This window comes from Rhodococcus sp. P4_C10 (assembly GCF_056402135.1).
This window is the reverse complement of sequence record NZ_JBFUHZ010000014.1, coordinates 59,940-79,256: the sequence shown is the minus strand read 5'-3', so window position 1 is coordinate 79,256 and position 19,317 is coordinate 59,940. Positions and strand designations below refer to the sequence as shown.

Sequence of the window (19,317 nt, the reverse complement as noted above, 5' to 3'; positions counted from 1 at the left end):
GCCCCGCCCGTCCGGCTGCGCCTGTTCCGGGCGGCCCCCGACGAACACGTGCTCTCGATGGTCGTGCACCACATCAGCATCGACGCCTGGTCGATGCAGGCACTGGCGCGTGACGTCATGGTCGCGTTCGGTGCCCGTGCGCACGGAGTCGCGCCGTCGTGGCAGCCCCTGGACGTCCAGTACGCGGACTACGCGCTGTGGAAGCAGGAGATCCTCGGATCGGAATCGGATCCGCAGTCGCTGGCTGCTCGCCAGCTCGGGTACTGGTCGCAGAGCCTCGCGGGCCTGCCCGACCTGCTGCCGCTGCCGCACGACCACCGGCGTCCGCCGACCCCGAGCTACCGGGGCGACACGGTGCCCTTCACCATCGACGCGGACCTCTACCACGGAGTCCGTGAGATCGCGCGGCATGCCAACGCCACGCCGTTCATGGTGCTGCACACGGCATTGGCGGTGCTGCTCGCGCGATTGAGCGAGTCCAGCGACATCGCGATCGGCACCGCGGTCGCCGGCCGCGGCGAGTCCGCGCTCGACGACGTCGTCGGCATGTTCGTCAACACCCTGGTGCTGCGCACCGAGGTGGGCTCGGCGCGGTCGTTCGACGAGTTGGTCCGTGAGGTTCGTGCCGTCGACCTCGCCGCCTTCGGGCACGCAGACGTCGCGTTCGAGCGTCTGGTGGAGGTCACCGCACCGGCCCGTTCCACCGCACACCACCCGTTGTTCCAGGTGGTCTTTGCCTTCGAGGACCTGCCGGTCGACGGGTTTGCCCTGCCGGGTCTGCAGATCGGGCGCGAGCCGCTCGACTTCGGGGTGGCCAAGTTCGACCTGCAGCTGACGGTCAGTGAGCTGCTCGACGCCGAGGGTGCGGCCGCCGAGTTCGTCTATGCCACCGACCTGTTCGACGAGGCGACCGTGCGCGAGTTCGCCACGCGCTTCCTGCGGATCCTCACCGCCGCGGTGCGCACGCCCGCGGTCCCGGTCGGCGACATCGAGATCCTCGATGCGGCCGAGCGAATGTCGTTGCGGGAGTTGGGTGCGGCGCCGTCCCTGCCGGAGCCGGTCGGCCCGACCCTGGCATCGTTGCTGGCACAGGCCGTGTCGGCGAATCCGGCCGGGGACGCGCTGTCGTTCGAGGGGACAGTTCTGTCCTACGCCGAGTTGGATGCCCGCTCGAACCGGGTCGCGCGTGAGTTGATCGCCATGGGCGTGGCACCGGAGTCGTGTGTGGCGGTGGCCCTGGAGCGATCGGTCGAATCCGTCACGGCGGTGTGGGCGGTGGCCAAGACGGGTGCGGCATTCCTGCCGGTGGATCCGACCTATCCGGCCGAGCGGATCGAGCACATGCTCTCCGATTCCGGTGCGGCGATCGGTCTCACGGTGGAACGGAGCCGAGGCGCGCTCGGCGAGTCGGTCCGGTGGCTGGTGCTCGACGACGCGGTCGACGCGGAGCGAGTCGCGGCCAGGAGTTCGGCGACGATCGCCGACGACGAGCTGTCCGGTGTGGTGCGTCCGGAGAATCCGGCCTACGTGATCTACACGTCGGGGTCGACGGGCGTCCCGAAGGGCGTGGTGGTCACGCACGCCGGTCTGGGTGCGTTCGCGAGTGACCAGCGCGCCCGGTACGGCGTTCGCAGCGACTCTCGGACACTGCACTTCGCGTCGCCGAGCTTCGACGCGTCGATCCTGGAACTGATGATGGCGGTCGGCGGCGCGGCCACGATGGTGGTGGCGCCGACGCAGGTCTACGGCGGCGACACCCTCGCCGGGCTGTTGCGCGCGGAACGCGTGACGCATGCGTTCGTGACGCCGGCGGCCCTGGCGACGGTGGACCCGGCGGGCCTCGACCTGCTCGAGGTGGTTGTCGTCGGCGGCGACGCCTGCGAGACGTCGTTGGTGGAGCGGTGGGCGCCGGGACGTCGGATGTTCAACGCGTACGGGCCGACCGAGTCGACAGTGGTTGCGGCTCACTCGGATCCGATGGTGCCCGGTGCTCCGGTGACGCTGGGTGGCCCGGTCGTCGGGACCGAAGTCGTGGTGCTCGATGCCCGGTTGCATCCGGTGCCGGTCGGTGTCGCGGGTGAGCTGTACCTGTCGGGCGCCGGGTTGGCGCGTGGCTACCACGCCCGCCTGTCGTTGACGGCGGAGCGGTTCGTGGCGAACCCGTTCGGAACGGCCGGTTCGCGGCTGTACCGGACCGGTGACCTGGTGCGCTGGACGCGGGAGGGGACTCTCGAGTACCTCGGACGGACCGATGCCCAGGTGAAGATCCGCGGCCACCGGATCGAGTTGGGTGAGATCGACGCGGTGTTGTCCGCCCATGCGGACGTCGACTTCGCGGCGACGGTCGGATTCGACGGCCCGGCCGGTGGCCGGTCGCTGGTCGCGTACGTGCTGCCGCGGGCGGGTGTCGAGGTGGACACCGCCGCGCTGACCGCCTTCGTGCGGGATCGGTTGCCGGAGTACATGGTGCCGGCGTCGGTGACGGTGCTCGAGACGGTGCCACTGACGCCGGGCGGCAAGCTGGACCGGAAGGCTTTGCCGGCGCCGGTGTTCGAGGTGCGCGAGTACCTGCCGCCGCGGACGGCCACCGAACAGGTGGTTGCCGACATCTTCGCCGAGGTACTCGGGACCGAGCGGGTCGGCGCGGACGACGACTTCTTCGCGCTGGGCGGCAACTCCCTGAGCGCCACCCAGGTGGTGGCCCGGGTCAACGCCACCGCGGGCACCGATCTGCGGGTTCGGGAGGTCTTCGGCAACTCGACCGTGGCGGGCCTTGCGGCCCTGGTGGACACCCACGAGGCCGCGGACCGGATCCCGCTGGTCGCGGGGGAGCGGCCCGAGCGGATCCCGCTCTCACTGGCCCAGCAGCGGATGTGGTTCCTCAACCGATTCGATTCCGCGTCCGCGGTGTACAACATCCCACTCGCGGTCAGGCTGACCGGCGCCCTGGATGCCGCCGCGCTCGCCGCCGCCGTGCGCGACGTCATCGACCGGCACGAGTCCCTACGCACCCTCTTCCCGGACTCCGATCAGGGGCCGCAGCAACGAATCCTGGCCGGCGCCGAGGTGGCGCTGGACCTCACCCCGGTCGATGTCGACGGTGAGGACGAGTTGCGGACCGCGATCTTCGGTCTTGTCTCCGGCGGCTTCGACGTGACCGCCACCATCCCCTTGCGCGGCGGCATGTTCCGCCTCGACGCGAGCGAGCACGTGCTGGTGCTGGTGGTTCACCACATCAGCGCAGACGGCTTCTCGACCCTGCCGCTGGCCCGCGACGTGTTCACCGCCTACGAGGCCCGGACGCGTGGCGAGTGCCCGGACTGGGCGCCGCTGGCGGTCCAGTACGCGGACTACGCGCTGTGGCAGCGTGAGGTGCTCGGGTCCGAGGACGACCCGGAATCGCTGGCGTCGGTCCAGCTGGCCTACTGGGCGCAGCGGCTGGCCGGGGTCCCGGGCGTGCTGGAACTGCCCACAGACCGGTCCCGGCCGGCGGTCGCGTCCTACCGCGGCGGCCGCGTCGACTTCGTGGTCGGTGCGGAACTGACCGAGCGACTCAACGGTCTCGCGCTCGAGCACCGCTCGACCCTGTTCATGGTCCTGCACGCGGCGCTCTCGCTTCAGCTCGCGCGGCTCAGCGGCTCCACCGACATCGCCGTCGGCAGCCCGATCGCCGGCCGCGGCGAGGCGGCGCTGGACGACGTGGTGGGCATGTTCGTCAACACCCTGGTGCTGCGCACCGAGGTGGACCCGACGCTCACCTTCGAGGACCTGCTGGCCCAGACCCGCGGGGTCGACCTGGCCGCATTCGGGCACGCCGACGTGCCGTTCGAACGCGTCGTCGAGGTCGCCAACCCGCCCCGCTCGCAGGCATATTCGCCGCTGTTCCAGGTGGCTCTGTCGCTGCAGAGTCAGGGCGTCGGCTCGCTCGAGCTGCCGGACGTGCGGGTGACGATGCTCGACCCGGAGATCGACGTCGCGAAGACCGATCTGGAGCTGACCTTCCGCGAGGGCGAGGAGGGCATGTCGGGCTCGTTGACCTACGCGGCGGACCTGTTCGACGGCGGCACCGCGCAGCGGTTCGTCGACCGGCTGGTGCGGGTGCTGGGCTCGGTCTCGGCCGACCCGTCGGTCCTCGTCGGCGAGGTGGACCTGATCGACGGGGGAGAGCTGTCGGTGCTCGCGGAGCGGGCGATCGCGACGCCGCATCCGGTCCGGCTGATGCCGGAGATCCTGAGCACGGGCGCGGCGCTGGACCCGGAGAAGGTCGCGCTGACGATGTCCGGCACCGAAATGACCTACGCCGAGCTCGACGCTACGTCGAACCGTCTTGCCCGGCTGCTGATCTCGCGGGGCGCCGGACCGGAGTCGGTGGTGGCGCTGGCGTTCCCGCGGTCGGTGGAGTCGGTGGTCGCGATGTGGGCGGTCGCCAAGACCGGCGCGGCGTTCGTGCCGGTGGATCCGGCGCTGCCGGACGCGCGGATCGAGCACATGCTGACCGATTCCGGTGCGGTGCTGGGGCTGACGGTGGCCCGGGTCCGCGACCGGCTGCCGGGCATCGTCGAGTGGCTCGAGCTCGACGGCGACGTCGCCGAGGGGCTGCCGGACGGCTCGGTCGCGGATGGTGACCGGACGGCACCGCTGTCCGCGGACAACGTCGCGTACATGATCTACACGTCGGGGTCGACGGGTACGCCGAAGGGCGTGGCGGTAACCCACACCGGCCTCACGGCATTCACGGCCGAGGCACGTCCGGAGATGGCGATCACCGCCGCGTCGCGGGTGCTGCGACTGTCGTCGGCGAGCTTCGACGCGTCGCTGTTCGAGATGCTGGGCGCGTTCAGCACCGGCGCAACCATGGTGGTCGCGCCGCCGGAGGTCGTGGGCGGTGACGAGCTCGCGGTGCTGTTGCGGGACGAGCGGGTGAGCCACGTGATGAGTGCGCCCGCGGCGTTGGGGACCCTGCGCGGGGAGGACCTGCCGGACCTCGAGATGGTGGGAGTCGGCGGAGACGTCTGCCCGCCGGAACTGGTGGCGCGCTTGGCGCCCGGCCGTCGATTCGTCAACGGCTACGGCCCGACCGAGACCACGATCGTCATCACCCTGACCGAGCCGTTCTCGGTCGGTGACCGGATCACCATCGGTCCGCCGATCGGGGGAGCGGGCGCCGCGGTGCTCGACGGCCGGCTGCGGCCGGTGCCGGTCGGTGTGGTGGGTGAGCTCTACCTGTCCGGTGCCGGACTGGCCCGGGGGTATCACGAGCAGGCCGCGTTGACCGCGGGCCGCTTCGTCGCGAACCCGGCCGGCCTGCCCGGTGGCCGGATGTACGCCACCGGCGACCTGGTGCGCTGGACGCCCGAGGGACAACTGGACTTCGTCGGCCGCGCCGACTCGCAGGTGAAGCTCCGCGGGCTGCGGATCGAGCTCGGCGAGATCGAGGCGGCCCTGGCCGGTTGCGCGGGGGTGGCGCAGGCGGTCGTGATGGTGCACGAGGACCCGCACACCGGGCAGCGGTTGCTCGGTTACGTGGTGGGTGAGACGGATTCGGCGCTGGATCCGCAGACGTTGCGCGACACGCTGGCCGCTGTGCTGCCGGCGTACATGGTGCCGACGCAGGTGGTGGTGCTCGACGAGCTCCCGCGCACGGTGGTGGGCAAGCTGGACCGGAAGTCCTTGCCGGTGCCTGAGTTCGAGGCGCGGGCCTTCCGGGCGCCGTCGACGCCGATCGAGGAGATCGTGGCCGGCGTGTTCGCGGACGTGCTCGGGGTCGAGCGGGTCGGCGCCGACGACGACTTCTTCGCGCTCGGCGGCAACTCGCTGATCGCCACCCAGCTGGTTTCGCGCCTCGGCGCGGCGTTGGACACCACGGTGCCCGTGCGGACCCTGTTCGACGCCTCCACCGTCGCGGCACTCGCGGTGGCCGTCGAGCAGCATGCGGGCCGGGGTGGCCGTAAGGCGCTGGTCGCGCAGGAGCGTCCGGAGTCGATTCCGTTGTCGCTGGCGCAGCAGCGGATGTGGTTCCTGAGCCGGTTCGATTCCGAGTCCGCGGTGAACAACATCCCGGCGGCGATCCGGCTTTCGGGCGCGCTGGACGTGCCGGCGCTGCAGGCCGCGATCGCCGATGTCGTTGCCCGGCACGAGATCATGCGGACCGTCTACCCCGAGCACGGGGGCGCCGGGGTGCAGGTGATCCTGCCCGCCGGCGAGGTGGTTCCGGACCTGACGCCGGTGGCCGTCGGTGCCGACGAGCTCCTCGCGCGGGTGACCGAGGTCGCGACGGTCGGGTTCGACGTCACCGCGCAGGTGCCGTTGCGCACGACGCTGTTCCAGGTCGGTGAGACCGAGCACGTGCTGGTGGTGGTGATCCACCACATCGCCGCCGACGGGTTCTCGATGGGTCCGCTGACCCGCGACGTGATGGTCGCCTACGCGGCTCGTTCGGCCGGCGAGGCGCCGGGTTGGGCGCCGCTGGCGGTGCAGTACGCGGACTTCAGCCTCTGGCAGCGGGAGGTGCTCGGGTCGGAGGACGATCCGGAGTCGCTGATCGCCGGCCAGCTCGGCTACTGGACGCAGGCGTTGTCCGGACTGCCGGATCAGCTCGACCTGCCCTCCGATCGGGTCCGCCCCGTGGTGGCGTCGTATCGGGGTGCGACACATACGTTCACGATTCCGGCCGCGACCTACCGCTCGCTCGTCGATCTCGCCCGGGCCCACCAGGCGACCCCGTTCATGGCGGTGCATGCGGCGTTGGCGGTGCTGATGGCGCGCCTGTCCGCCACCGACGACATCGCGATCGGTACGCCGGTCGCCGGGCGTGGCGAGGCGGCCCTCGACGATCTGGTCGGCATGTTCGTCAACACCCTGGTGCTGCGCACCCAGGTCGACGGTGAACGCAGCTTCGTGGAGTTGCTGGCCACGGCGCGGGAGTCCGACCTGGGCGCCTTCGGTCACGCGGACCTGCCGTTCGAGCGACTGGTCGATGTGCTCAACCCGGCTCGCTCGCAGGCCCGGCACCCGTTGTTCCAGGTGATGCTCTCGTTCGTGAACGCCCAGCAGGGCAGCCTCGAGCTGCCCGGGTTGACGGTCGGTGCGGTGGACTTCGACTTCGACCTGGCGAAGTTCGACCTGCAGCTCTCGGTGGCCGAATCGGCGGACTCGGTGGACGGGCCGGCCGACGTCACTGCCGAATTCGCCTACGCGATCGACCTGTTCGACGAGTCGACGGTGCACGGATTCGCGGAGCGTTTCGTGCGGATCCTGGATGCGGTCGTCGCGGACCCGCAGACGCCGGTCGGGGACATCGACCTGTTGGGCGCCGCCGAACGTCAGCTGGTGTCCGCCACCTGGAACGCGACCGAGCACGAGGTGGCCCCGTCGACGTTGGCTGAGATGTTCGACGCGCAGGTGGCGCGGACCCCGCATGCGACCGCGCTCAGGTTCGAGGGGACAGCTCTGTCCTATGCGGAGTTCGATGCGCGGGTCAACGTGCTGGCACGCCACCTGATCGGGATGGGCGTGGGGCCGGAGTCCCGGGTCGCGCTGGCGATGCGCAGGTCCGTCGACCTGCTGGTCGGGATGTACGCGGTGGTGAAGGCGGGCGGTGCGTATGTGCCGCTCGATCCGGACCACCCGGCGGAGCGCACCGGGTACGTGCTCGAGTCCGCGCGGCCGGTTGCGGTGCTGACCACCGTTGCCGACGGTGCGGATCTGCCGGCGACCGTCGAGTTCGTGGCCGTCGACGCGTTGGACCTCTCGGGTCGCTCGGACGGCCCGGTCACCGATGCCGATCGCCTCGCGCCGGTGCGTGCGGACAATGCGGCCTACGTCATCTACACGTCGGGTTCGACCGGTCGTCCGAAGGGGGTGGCCGTCGGCCACGGTTCGATCGTGAACCAGATTGCCTGGCTGGCCAGTCGCTACGGGCTCGGTGCGTCGGATGTGGTGCTGCTCAAGACGCCGACGACGTTCGACGTGTCGTTGTGGGAGCTGTTCGGCGCCCTGGCGACCGGTGGCTGCCTGGTCATCGCGGCACCGGACGGGCATCGTGACCCGGAGTACCTTGCGCGGGTCATCGACGAGCAGGGCGTGACGATGACGTCGTTCGTGCCGTCGATGTTGTCGGTGTTCGCCGCGACCGCCCGTCCCGAGCAGTGCTCCTCGCTGCGCGCGGTGCTGGTCGCGGGAGAGGCGCTGCCGGCGTCGACGGTGACTGCCATGCGTGCGGTGACCGGTGCCGAGCTGCACAACCTCTACGGGCCGACGGAGTTCACCGTGCACGCCACGGCGTTCGAGATCGTCGGCGAACCGCACACGGTCCCGATCGGTCGTCCGGTGTGGAACTCCCTGGCCCACGTGCTCGACGCCCGGCTGCATCCGGTGCCGGTGGGTGTGCCCGGTGAGCTGTACCTGGCGGGCCGCCAGGTTGCGCGGGGTTATGTCGGACGCCCGGATCTCACGGCGGACCGATTTGTCGCGGACCCGTTCGGTCCTTCGGGTACTCGGATGTACCGGACCGGCGACCTCGTCCGGTGGAACGCAGCGGGAGAACTGGAGTACATCGGCCGAACCGACTTCCAGGTGAAGGTGCGCGGTCTGCGCATCGAGCTGGGCGAGATCGAGTCGGCACTGCTCGAACAGGGCGGTGTCGGGCAGGCCGTTGTCGTGGTCAAGGCGTTGGAGACCGGAGATCAGCTGGTCGGCTACGTGGTTCCCGCGGCAGGTACGGAGGCGGATGTCACCGTCCTGCTTCGGGCAGTGGCGCAACTGGTGCCGTCCTACATGGTGCCCTCGGTGTTGGTGGTGCTCGACGAGTTCCCGTTGAACCCGTCGGGCAAGTTGGATCGGAAGGCGTTGCCGACGCCGGTGTTCGAGGTGCGGAAGTTCCGGGCGCCGACGAATCCGGTGGAGGAGATCGTCGCCGGTGTGTTCGCCGAGGTGCTCGGTGTGGACCGGGCCGGTCTGGACGACGACTTCTTCGAGCTCGGTGGCAACTCGCTGGTGGCGACGCAGGTGGTCTCGCGTATCGGTGCGGCGTTGGATGCGCGGGTGCCGGTGCGGGTGCTCTTCGAGGCGTCGACGGTCGGCGCGTTGGCTGTGGTGGTGGAGCGGCACGCGGGCGCCGGTGGCCGTCAGGCCCTCGTCGCCCGGCCGCGGCCGGAGCGGATCCCGCTCTCGCCCGCGCAGTCCCGGATGTGGTTCATCAACCAGTTCGACACCGCCTCGCCGGCGTACAACATCCCGGTCGCGGTGCGGCTGTCGGGCAAGTTGGACGTCGCGGCCCTGCGGGCGGCCGTCGGTGACGTCCTCCGACGGCACGAGTCGCTGCGGACGGTGTTCCCCAACTCGGCGGACGGCCCGTCTCAGGTGGTCGTCGGCATCGACGACGTCCGGCTGGAGCTCGACGAGGTGGCGGTGTCGGCGGACGGCCTGATGGCCGCGTTCACCACCTTCGCGCTGCGGGGCTTCGACGTGTCGACACAGATCCCGTTGCGGGCAAGCCTGTTCCGCGTTTCCGGGAACGGAGTCGGCGGAGCGACCCAGACCGCGGAGACGGAGCATGTCTTCGCGTTCTCGGTGCACCACATCTCGTCCGACGGGTTCTCGGCGGGGCCGTTGGCGCGCGATCTCATGGTGGCGTACCTGGCGCGCACCGAGGGACAGGCCCCGACGTGGGCGCCACTGACGGTGCAGTACGCGGACTTCGCGATCTGGCAGCACGAGGTGCTCGGGTCGGAAGGTGATCCGGAGTCGCTGGCCGCGGTGCAGCTCGGCTACTGGGTCGAGCAGTTGGCCGGGGCACCCGCGCTGCTGGAACTTCCGACGGACCGCCCGCGACCGCAGGTGGCGTCGATGCGCGGTGCGCGCACCGACTTCACGGTCGACGCGGAGCTGCTGGAACAGTTGACCGAACTGGCTCGGGAACGTCAGTCCACGCTGTTCATGGTGCTGCACGCGGCGCTGTCGGTGCAGCTGGCGCGGCTGAGCGGGTCCACCGACATCAGCGTCGGAAGCCCGATCGCCGGGCGCGGCGAGGCCGCACTGGACGACGTCGTCGGCATGTTCGTCAACACCCTGGTGCTGCGCACCGAGGTGGACCCGACCGTGACCTTCGCCGAGTTGTTGGCGCAGACCCGCGCGGTGGACCTGGCCGCGTTCGGCCACGCCGACGTGCCGTTCGAGCGGGTCGTGGAGGTGGTGAACCCGCCTCGCTCGCAGGCGCACCCGCCGCTGGCCCAGGTCGCCCTGTCGCTGCAGAACCAGGGGTTGGCCTCGTTCGAGCTGCCGGGCATCGAGGTGTCGGCACTCGAGACGGACGCCGCTGTCGCGAAGATGGACCTCGAACTGACCTTCAGGGAGAGCGCGGACGGCCTGGCCGGTTCGCTGACGTACGCCGCCGACCTGTTCGACGAGTCCACCGCGCGAGTCTTCGTCGCGCGTCTGGTGCGGTTGCTGGGATCGATCGTGGCCGAACCTGCCGTGGTGGTCGGCGAGCTGGACCTGCTCGACGAGGGCGAGCGGGCGACCCTTGCGCAGCGGGCGCTCGCGCGACCGCTGCCGGCGCGACTGCTGCCGGAGATGCTCGCCACCGGCGCGGCACTGGACCCGGAGAAGGTCGCGCTGATCGGATCCGGCGCCGAGATGACCTACGCGGAACTCGAGGCTACGTCGAACCGCCTTGCACGGCTGCTGATCTCGCGAGGAATGGGTCCCGAGACCTTCGTGGCACTGGCGTTCCCGCGGACCATCGAATCGGTGGTCGCGATGTGGGCGGTCGCCAAGAGTGGGGCCGCGTTCGTGCCGGTGGACCCGGCGCTGCCGACCGCGCGGATCGAGCACATCCTCACCGACTCCGGTGCGGCGCTCGGCCTGACGGTCGCGGGCGTCCACGAGGACATGCCGGGCACCACCGAGTGGCTCGAACTCGACGCCGCCCTGGCGGAGGGTCTGTCCGACGCACCGGTCACCGACCGGGACCGGACTGCGCCGCTGTCCGCCACCAACGTCGCGTACATGATCTACACCTCGGGCTCGACCGGCATGCCCAAGGGCGTGGTGGTCACCCACACCGGGCTGTCCGCGTTCTCCGCGGACGCCCACCCGGAAATGGTCATCACCGCCACCTCTCGCGTGCTCCGACTTGCCTCGGCCAGCTTCGACGCCTCGATGTTCGAGATGCTGACGTCCTTCAGCACCGGCGCGACCATGGTGGTCGCGCCGCCGGAGGTGGTCGGCGGTGACGAACTCGCGGGACTGGTGCGCGAGCAGCGGGTGAGCCACCTGATGAGCGCGCCCGCGGCGATGGGGACCATGCGCGCCGAGGACCTGCCCGATCTCGAGGTGGTGGGCGTCGGCGGCGACGTGTGCCCGCCGGAACTCGTGGCCAGGCTCGCGCCCGGTCGGCTGTTCTTCAACGGCTATGGCCCCACCGAGACCACCATCGTCGTCACCCGGACCGCGTCGCTGGCCGCCGGTGACCGGATCACCATCGGCGCGCCCATCGGCGGCGTCGGTGCGGTGGTGCTGGACGCGCGACTGCGGCCGGTGCCGATCGGCGTGGTCGGTGAGCTGTACCTGTCCGGAGCCGGGCTGGCCCGCGGCTACCACGACCGTGCCGAGTTGACCTCGGCTCGCTTCGTGGCCAACCCGTTCGACGCCGCAGGCAGCCGGATGTACCTCACCGGCGACCTGGTGCGCTGGACGGCGAACGGTGACCTGGACTTCGTCGGCCGCGCCGACTCACAGGTCAAGCTGCGCGGACTGAGAATCGAACTCGGCGAGATCGAGTCGGCGTTCCTCGCCTGTGACGGCGTGGCGCAGGCCGTGGTGACGGTGCACGAGGACCCGCACACCGGGCAGCGGTTGCTCGGCTACGTCGTCGCGGACCCGGAGGTCGCGCTCGACACCCAGAAACTGCGCAGCGAGCTGTCGGCATCGATGCCGGCGTACATGGTGCCCGCACAGGTGGTGGTCCTCGACGCGCTTCCGGTGACGGTCAACGGCAAGCTCGACCGCAAGGCCCTGCCGGTGCCGGCCTTCGAGGCCGTCGCGTTCCGGGCGCCGTCGACGCCGATCGAGGAGATCGTGGCCCGCGTGTTCGCGGACGTGCTCGGGGTTGAGCAGGTCGGGGCCGACGACGACTTCTTCGCGCTCGGCGGCAACTCGCTGATCGCCACCCAGGTGATCTCGCGGCTCGGTGCCGCGTTGGACACGCAGGTGCCGGTGCGGGTGCTGTTCGAGGCCTCGACGGTCGCTGGGCTCGCTGTCGCGGCGGAGCGGCACGTCGGCGGCGGTGGGCGGGTCGCGCTGGTGGCCGGTCCGCGGCCGGAGCGGATCCCGCTTTCGCTCGCGCAGTCCCGGATGTGGTTCGTCAACCAGTTCGACACCAGCTCGCCTGCCTACAACATCCCGCTGGCGATCCGGCTGACCGGGGAACTCGACGTGGCGGCGCTGCGAGCGGCCGTCGGTGACGTGCTGGAACGGCACGAGTCGTTGCGCACCGTGTTCCCGAACTCGGCGGCCGGACCCTCCCAGGTGGTGGTCGGTGCCGGCGAGATCGAGGCGGACCTCGACGAGACGGAGGTGCCCGAGGATGTGCTGACGGCCTCGCTGTTCGACTTCGTGTCCCGCGGATTCGACGTCTCGACGGAGATCCCGTTGCGTGCCAGGCTGTTCAAGACCGGCACAGCGGAGCACGTCTTCGCGGTCGTGGTGCACCACATCAGTGCGGACGGCTTCTCCCTGTCGCCGTTGGCGCGCGACGTGATGGTCGCCTACGCCACCCGCGCCGGGGGGCTGGCGCCGACGTGGGCGCCGCTCGAGGTGCAGTACGCGGACTTCGCGCTGTGGCAGCGAGAGGTGCTCGGCTCGGAGGACGACCCGGAGTCACTGGCCGCGGTTCAGCTCGGCTACTGGGGCGAGCAGTTGGCCGGCGTGCCGGCAATGCTCGAGTTGCCGACGGACCGCCCGCGCCCGCCGGTGATGTCGATGCGCGGTGCGCGCACCGAATTCGGCGTCGACGCCGAACTGGCCGGTCGCCTGCGGGAACTCGCGCTGGCCGAGCAGTCCACTCTGTTCATGGTCCTGCACGCCGCGCTGGCGGCAACCCTGTCTCGGCTCAGCGGGTCCACCGACATCACCGTCGGCACCGCCATCGCCGGTCGCGGAGAGGCCGCACTCGACGACCTGGTCGGGATGTTCGTCAACACGCTGGTGCTGCGCACCGAGGTGGACCCGACGCTCAGCTTCACGGAGTTGCTGGCACAGGCCCGCGCGGTGGACCTGGCCGCGTTCGGCCATGCCGACGTGCCGTTCGAGCGGGTCGTCGAGGTGGCGAATCCGCCTCGGTCGCAGGCGCATTCTCCGCTGTTCCAGGTGGCGCTGGCGCTGCAGAACCTGGGGGCGACGTCGTTCGAGCTGCCGGGCATCGAGGTGTCCGCGCTCGACGCGGAGATCGCGGTCGCGAAGCTGGACCTGGAGTTGACCTTCCGGGACTCCGAGGACGGACTGATGGGTTCGGTGACCTACGCGGCGGACCTGTTCGACGAGTCGACGGTGCGTGGATTCGTCGCGCGACTGGTGCGGCTGCTCGGGGCCGTTGCCGCCGCCCCGGCCATGCCGGTCGGCGAACTCGACCTGCTCGACGAGGCGGAACGCGCGACGGTTGCCGAGCGGGCCCTCGTGGCGCCGTTGCCGGTGCGGCTGTTGCCGGAGATCCTGACGTCCGGTGCGGCGTTGGCCCCCGGCGCGGTGGCGTTGACCTCGTCCGGCAACGAGACCACCTACGCCGAGCTCGACGGTCGTTCGAACCGTCTTGCACGGCTGCTGATCTCGCGTGGCGTCGGCCCGGAGTCCTTCGTGGCGCTGGCGTTCCCGCGGTCGGTGGAGGCAGTGGTCGCGATGTGGGCGGTCGCCAAGACCGGCGCGGCCTTCGTGCCGGTGGACCCGGCGCTGCCGGCCGCACGGATCGAGCACATCCTCACCGATTCCGGTGCGGCGCTGGGCCTGACGGTCGCCGGGGTCCGCGAGGGTCTGCCGGGCACGAGCGAGTGGTTCGAGCTGGACGGCGAGGTGGCCGAGGGCCTGTCCGACGCTCCGGTCACGGACCGGGACCGGACGACGCCACTGTCCGCGGACAACGTGGCGTACATGATCTACACGTCGGGTTCCACCGGCATGCCGAAGGGCGTGGCGGTGAGCCATACCGGCCTCGCCCCGTTCACCGCGGTCGCCAACCCGGACATGGCGATCACCGCGCAGTCACGGGTGCTCCGCCTGTCTTCCGCCAGCTTCGACGCGTCGCTGTTCGAGATGCTCGCCTCGTTCAGTGCCGGCGCGACCATGGTGGTCGCGCCGCCGGCGGTGATGGGCGGCGACGAGCTCGCTGCGCTGTTGCGTGAGGAGTCGGTCACCCACGTGATGAGCGCGCCCGCCGCGCTCGGGACCATTCGGCCCGAGGACCTGCCTGCACTGGAGATGGTCGCGGTGGGCGGCGACGTCTGCCCGCCGGAGCTGGTGGCGCGCTTGGCGCCGGGTCGGCGATTCATCAACGGCTACGGACCGACGGAGACCACGATCGTCGTCACCCTGACCGGGCCGATCGCGGTCGGTGACCGGATCACCATCGGTCCGCCGGTCGGGGGCGTCGGTGCAGTCGTGCTCGACACGCGGCTGCGACCGGTGCCCCTCGGTGTGGTGGGTGAGCTGTACGTGTCCGGGCTCGGACTGGCCCGGGGCTACCACGACCGCGCGGAGCTCACCGCGAGCAAGTTCGTGGCGAACCCGTTCGGCGAGGCCGGGACCCGGATGTACGCCACCGGCGACCTGGTGCGCTGGACCGCCGACGGTCAGTTGGACTTCCAGGGCCGCGCCGACTCGCAGGTGAAATTGCGCGGGCTGCGGATCGAACTCGGTGAGATCGAGGCGGCCCTGGCCGGGTGCGACGGAGTGGCGCAGGCCGTGGTGACGGTGCACGAGGACCCGCACACCGGGCAGCGGTTGCTCGGCTACGTGGTCGCCGACCCGGAGGTCGCCCTCGACCCGCAGGTGTTGCGCGACGAGCTGGCGGGTTCGTTGCCGGCGTACATGGTGCCGGCGCAGGTGGTGGTTCTCGACGCGCTGCCGGTGACGGTCAACGGAAAGCTGGACAAGCGGGCGCTGCCGGTGCCGGAGTTCGCGGCGCGGGAGTTCCGCGCGCCGTCGACGCCGATCGAGGAGATCGTGGCGGGCGTGTTCGCCGAGGTGCTGGGGATCGAGCGGGTCGGTGCCGACGACGACTTCTTCGAGCTCGGCGGCAACTCGCTGATCGCAACCCAGGTGATCTCGCGCCTCGGCGCGGCGCTGGACACGCAGGTTCCGGTGCGGGTGCTGTTCGAGGCGTCGACGGTGGCCGGGCTCGCCGTTGCGGTGGAGCAGCACGCCGGCGCGGGCGGGCGTCCGCCGTTGGTGGCCGGTCCGCGTCCGGAGCGGATCCCGTTGTCGCATGCGCAGCAGCGGATGTGGTTCTTCAACCAGTTCGACACCACCTCGCCGGCGTTCAACATCCCCTTCGTGCTGCGGCTGAGCGGCGACCTGGACACGGCCGCGTTGCGGGCCGCGATGTCCGACATGGTGGAGCGGCACGAGGCCTTGCGCACGGTCTTCCCCGACTCGGAGGACGGTCCGCACCAGGTGATCCTGCCTGCGGCGGACGTGGTGCCGTCGCTCGAGCCGGAGTGGGTGTCCGAGGACCGACTGCACGCGCGGGTGTTCGAGGTGGTCGGCGGCGGGTTCGACGTCACCCGGGCAGTCCCGTTGCGCGCGGCCCTGTTCCAGCTCGCCGACCACGAGTACGTGCTCGCGCTCGGGATGCACCACATCTCCGCAGACGGCGGCTCCCTGGCCCCGATGTCGCGGGACATCCTCGTCGCCTACGAGTCCCGGCGGATGGGCCTCGAGCCCGCATGGGCACCGCTGACGGTGCAGTACGCCGATTACGCACTGTGGCAACGGGAGATGCTCGGCGACGAGAACGACGCCGAAAGTCTGGCCGCCAAGCAGATCGGCTACTGGAAGCAGACACTGGCCGGGGTCCCCGAACTGCTGGAGCTGCCGACCGACCGCCCGCGACCCGCGGTCGCGTCGAATCGCGGCGGCAACGTGAACTTCACGATGTCGGCGGACCTCGCGGATCGGATCGACCGGCTTGCCCGGGAACACAACTCGACCTTCTTCATGGTGGCCCACGCGGCTCTGGCCGTGCTGTTGTCGAGGCTCTCCGGATCCGACGACATCGTCATCGGGGTGCAGGTTGCCGGCCGCGGTGAGGAGGCGCTCGACGACCTGATCGGCATGTTCGGCAACACGTTGGTGCTCCGCAACCAGGTCGAGCCCGCGGCCGCGTTCACCGACTTCCTGGCCCGGGTCCGCGCCAACGACCTCGACGGTTTCGCGCACTCCGACATCCAGGTCGAGCAGTTGATCGACGTGCTCAACCCGACCCGGTCGACGGCGTACTCGGCGCTGTTCCAGGTACTGCTGGTGGTGCAGAACTTCGCCCGATCGGAGATCTCGCTGCCGGGACTGACGGTGGCGCCGGTGGATGCGGTGGCCGACGCGGCGAAGATGGATCTGCAGGTGACGCTGTCGACCGAGTTCGACGAGGAGATGCGGCGCACCGGGATCCAGGGGACGTTCAACTACGCACGCGACCTGTTCGACGAGTCGACCGTGGTCGGCTTCGCGGAGAAGTTCACCGCGATCCTCGAGGCCGTCACCGTCGACGCTGCGGTGCCCGTCGGTGCCATCGAACTGCGCAGTGACGCCGAATGTTCCGCGATGGCGCTCTGGAACGAGACCGACGTCGTGGTCCCCGAACTCACGCTGGTGGACGCCTTCGAGGCGCAGGTCGAGCGGACGCCGGAGGCCACCGCGCTGATCTACGGCGAGGAGGTGCTGACGTATCGGGAGTTCGACCGCCGGGCGAACAGGCTGGCGCGGTACCTGGTGTCGGTCGGTGTCGGGCCGGAGACCCTGGTCGGGCTCGGCATGTACCGCTCGGTCGATCTGATCGTGGCCATGTACGCCGTCCTCAAGGCGGGTGGCGGCTACCTGCCCATCGATCCGGAGCATCCGGACGACCGCACCGAGTACGTCGTGGCAACCGCGAATCCCGTTGTGGTGCTGTCGAGGTCGTGGGATGCCGGTGACCTGCCGGCATCGGTCGACGTGTTGGAGATTGACGTGCTCGACCTGTCCGGTTTCGCGGACACCACGTTGACGGACGCGGATCGGTTGGCGCCGTTGCGGCCGGCGAACGTCGCGTACTCGATGTTCACGTCGGGCTCCACCGGCCGTCCGAAGGGCGTGACCGTGACGCACGGTTCGGTGGTGAACCAGATCGCCTGGATGCAGGGCCAGTACCCCCTGAGTCCTGCCGACACCGTGCTGCAGAAGGCGCCCGTCACCTTCGACGTGTCGGTGTGGGAGTTGTTCATGCCGCTGCAGGTGGGCGCCCGCATGGTGGTTGCGAAGCCGGGTGGCCATCGCGACCCCGAGTACCTGGTGGCCGTCGCCGAGGAATGGTCGGTGACGATCATGGAGTTCGTGCCGTCGATGCTCGACGTCTTCCTCGCCGATCCGCAGCTGCAACTGCCGGCGTCACTTCGCTACGTCCTCGCCGGTGGCGAGGAACTCCCGGCGGAGTTGGCCCGGCGCTTCGCGGCCCGTTCCATCGCCGTGCTCGACAACACCTACGGTCCCACCGAGGTCACGGTGACCTCGACCGCACACCGGATCGGATCCGATGTCGGCGCCGTGGTGCCCATCGGCCGCGGGGTCTGGAACACCCGGGCGCACGTGCTCGACGCCCGACTGAACCCGGTACCGGTGGGTGTGCCCGGCGAGCTCTACCTGGCCGGCGCGCAGTTGGCCCGGGGCTACCACGACCGCCCGGACCTGACCGCCGAGCGGTTCGTCGCCGATCCGTGTGGCGCTCCGGGGGAGCGGTTGTACCGAACCGGCGACCTCGTCCGGTGGAATGCCAACGGTGAACTGGAGTTCCTGGGCCGCACCGACTTCCAGGTGAAGCTGCGCGGGCTGCGGATCGAACTCGGCGAGATCGAGGCGGCGTTGACCGCGGACCCGTCGGTGCGGGCGGCGGTGGTGCTCGTGCACTCGGGCCCCTCAGGTCAGCAGTTGATCGGTTACGTGGTCGGCGAGGGAGAGATCGACACCGCTGAGCTTCGCCGGGGGATGTCGACGGCGCTGCCGTCGTACATGGTTCCGGAGACCATCATGGTGCTCGACGAATTCCCGCTGAGCGCGAACGGCAAGCTCGAACGTCGGGCGTTGCCCGTGCCGGAGGTCGCGGCGCGGGAGTACCGGCCCCCGGTGTCCGCCACCGAGCAGGCGGTCGCGGCGGTGTTCGCGGAGCTGCTCGGAGTGGAGCGGGTGGGGTTGGACGACAACTTCTTCGAGCTCGGCGGCAACTCGCTGATCGGTATGCGGGTGGTCGGCAGACTGCGAGCCGAACTCGACACCGTCGTGCAGCTGCCCTGGCTGTTCTCCGATTCCACCCCGGAGGCACTGGCCCGGCAGATCGAGCACGGCGCCGACGACATCGCCGACCAGGCCTTCGGGACGCTGCTCCCGATCCGTCCGACGGGGTCGAGGCCGCCGGTGTTCTGTGTCCACCCGATCGTCGGGCTGGCATGGTGCTACACCGGACTGGCCCAGTACGTCGACGAGGACCGGCCGATCTACGGACTGCAGACGCCGGCGGTACTGGGTGACGGCGAGCTGCCGGGATCGATCGAGGCCGTCGCGGAGGTCTATCTCCGTGAGATCCGGCGCGTGCAGCCGTCCGGGCCGTACCACCTGCTCGGATGGTCGCTCGGCGGGGTGATCAGCCACGCCATCGCGGTGCAGTTGCAGGCGCAGGGGGAGAAGGTGGAACTGCTGGCGATGCTCGACAGCTTCACCGCGGAGACCACGCCCGGCAACACCCTCGGTGAAGTGACGATGTCAGAAATGCTCAGTGGCATGGGAATGGACGCGGTTGGTGATCGACTGGCCTCGGAGGTGACCTTGGACCAGGCGGTTGCCATGTTCGGTGAGCTGACCGGGCAGAGCGAGGAGCGGGCCACCGAGATCGTCGGCCGACTCCTCGCGGCCGCCGAGCACAACTCCGGACTGACCGCCGCCTACCGGCCCGAGGTGTTCGACGGTGAGGTGCTGTTCTTCACTGCCGGCGAGGACGACCCGACCGGTCTGCGCTCGGCTACCGGCTGGCAGCCGTACGTCAGTGGGGGTGTTCGTAACCATGTGGTCGACAGCACCCACTGG

At 70.4% G+C, this 19,317-nt stretch carries 1 pseudogene (cut by a window edge); it reads left to right on the top strand.

Annotated features, from left to right (window positions below):
- A pseudogene (locus AC1DWC_RS11990) lies at window positions 1-19,317 on the top strand (non-ribosomal peptide synthase/polyketide synthase); its annotated part reaches 8,127 nt to the left of the window's first position; the annotation flags it as partial.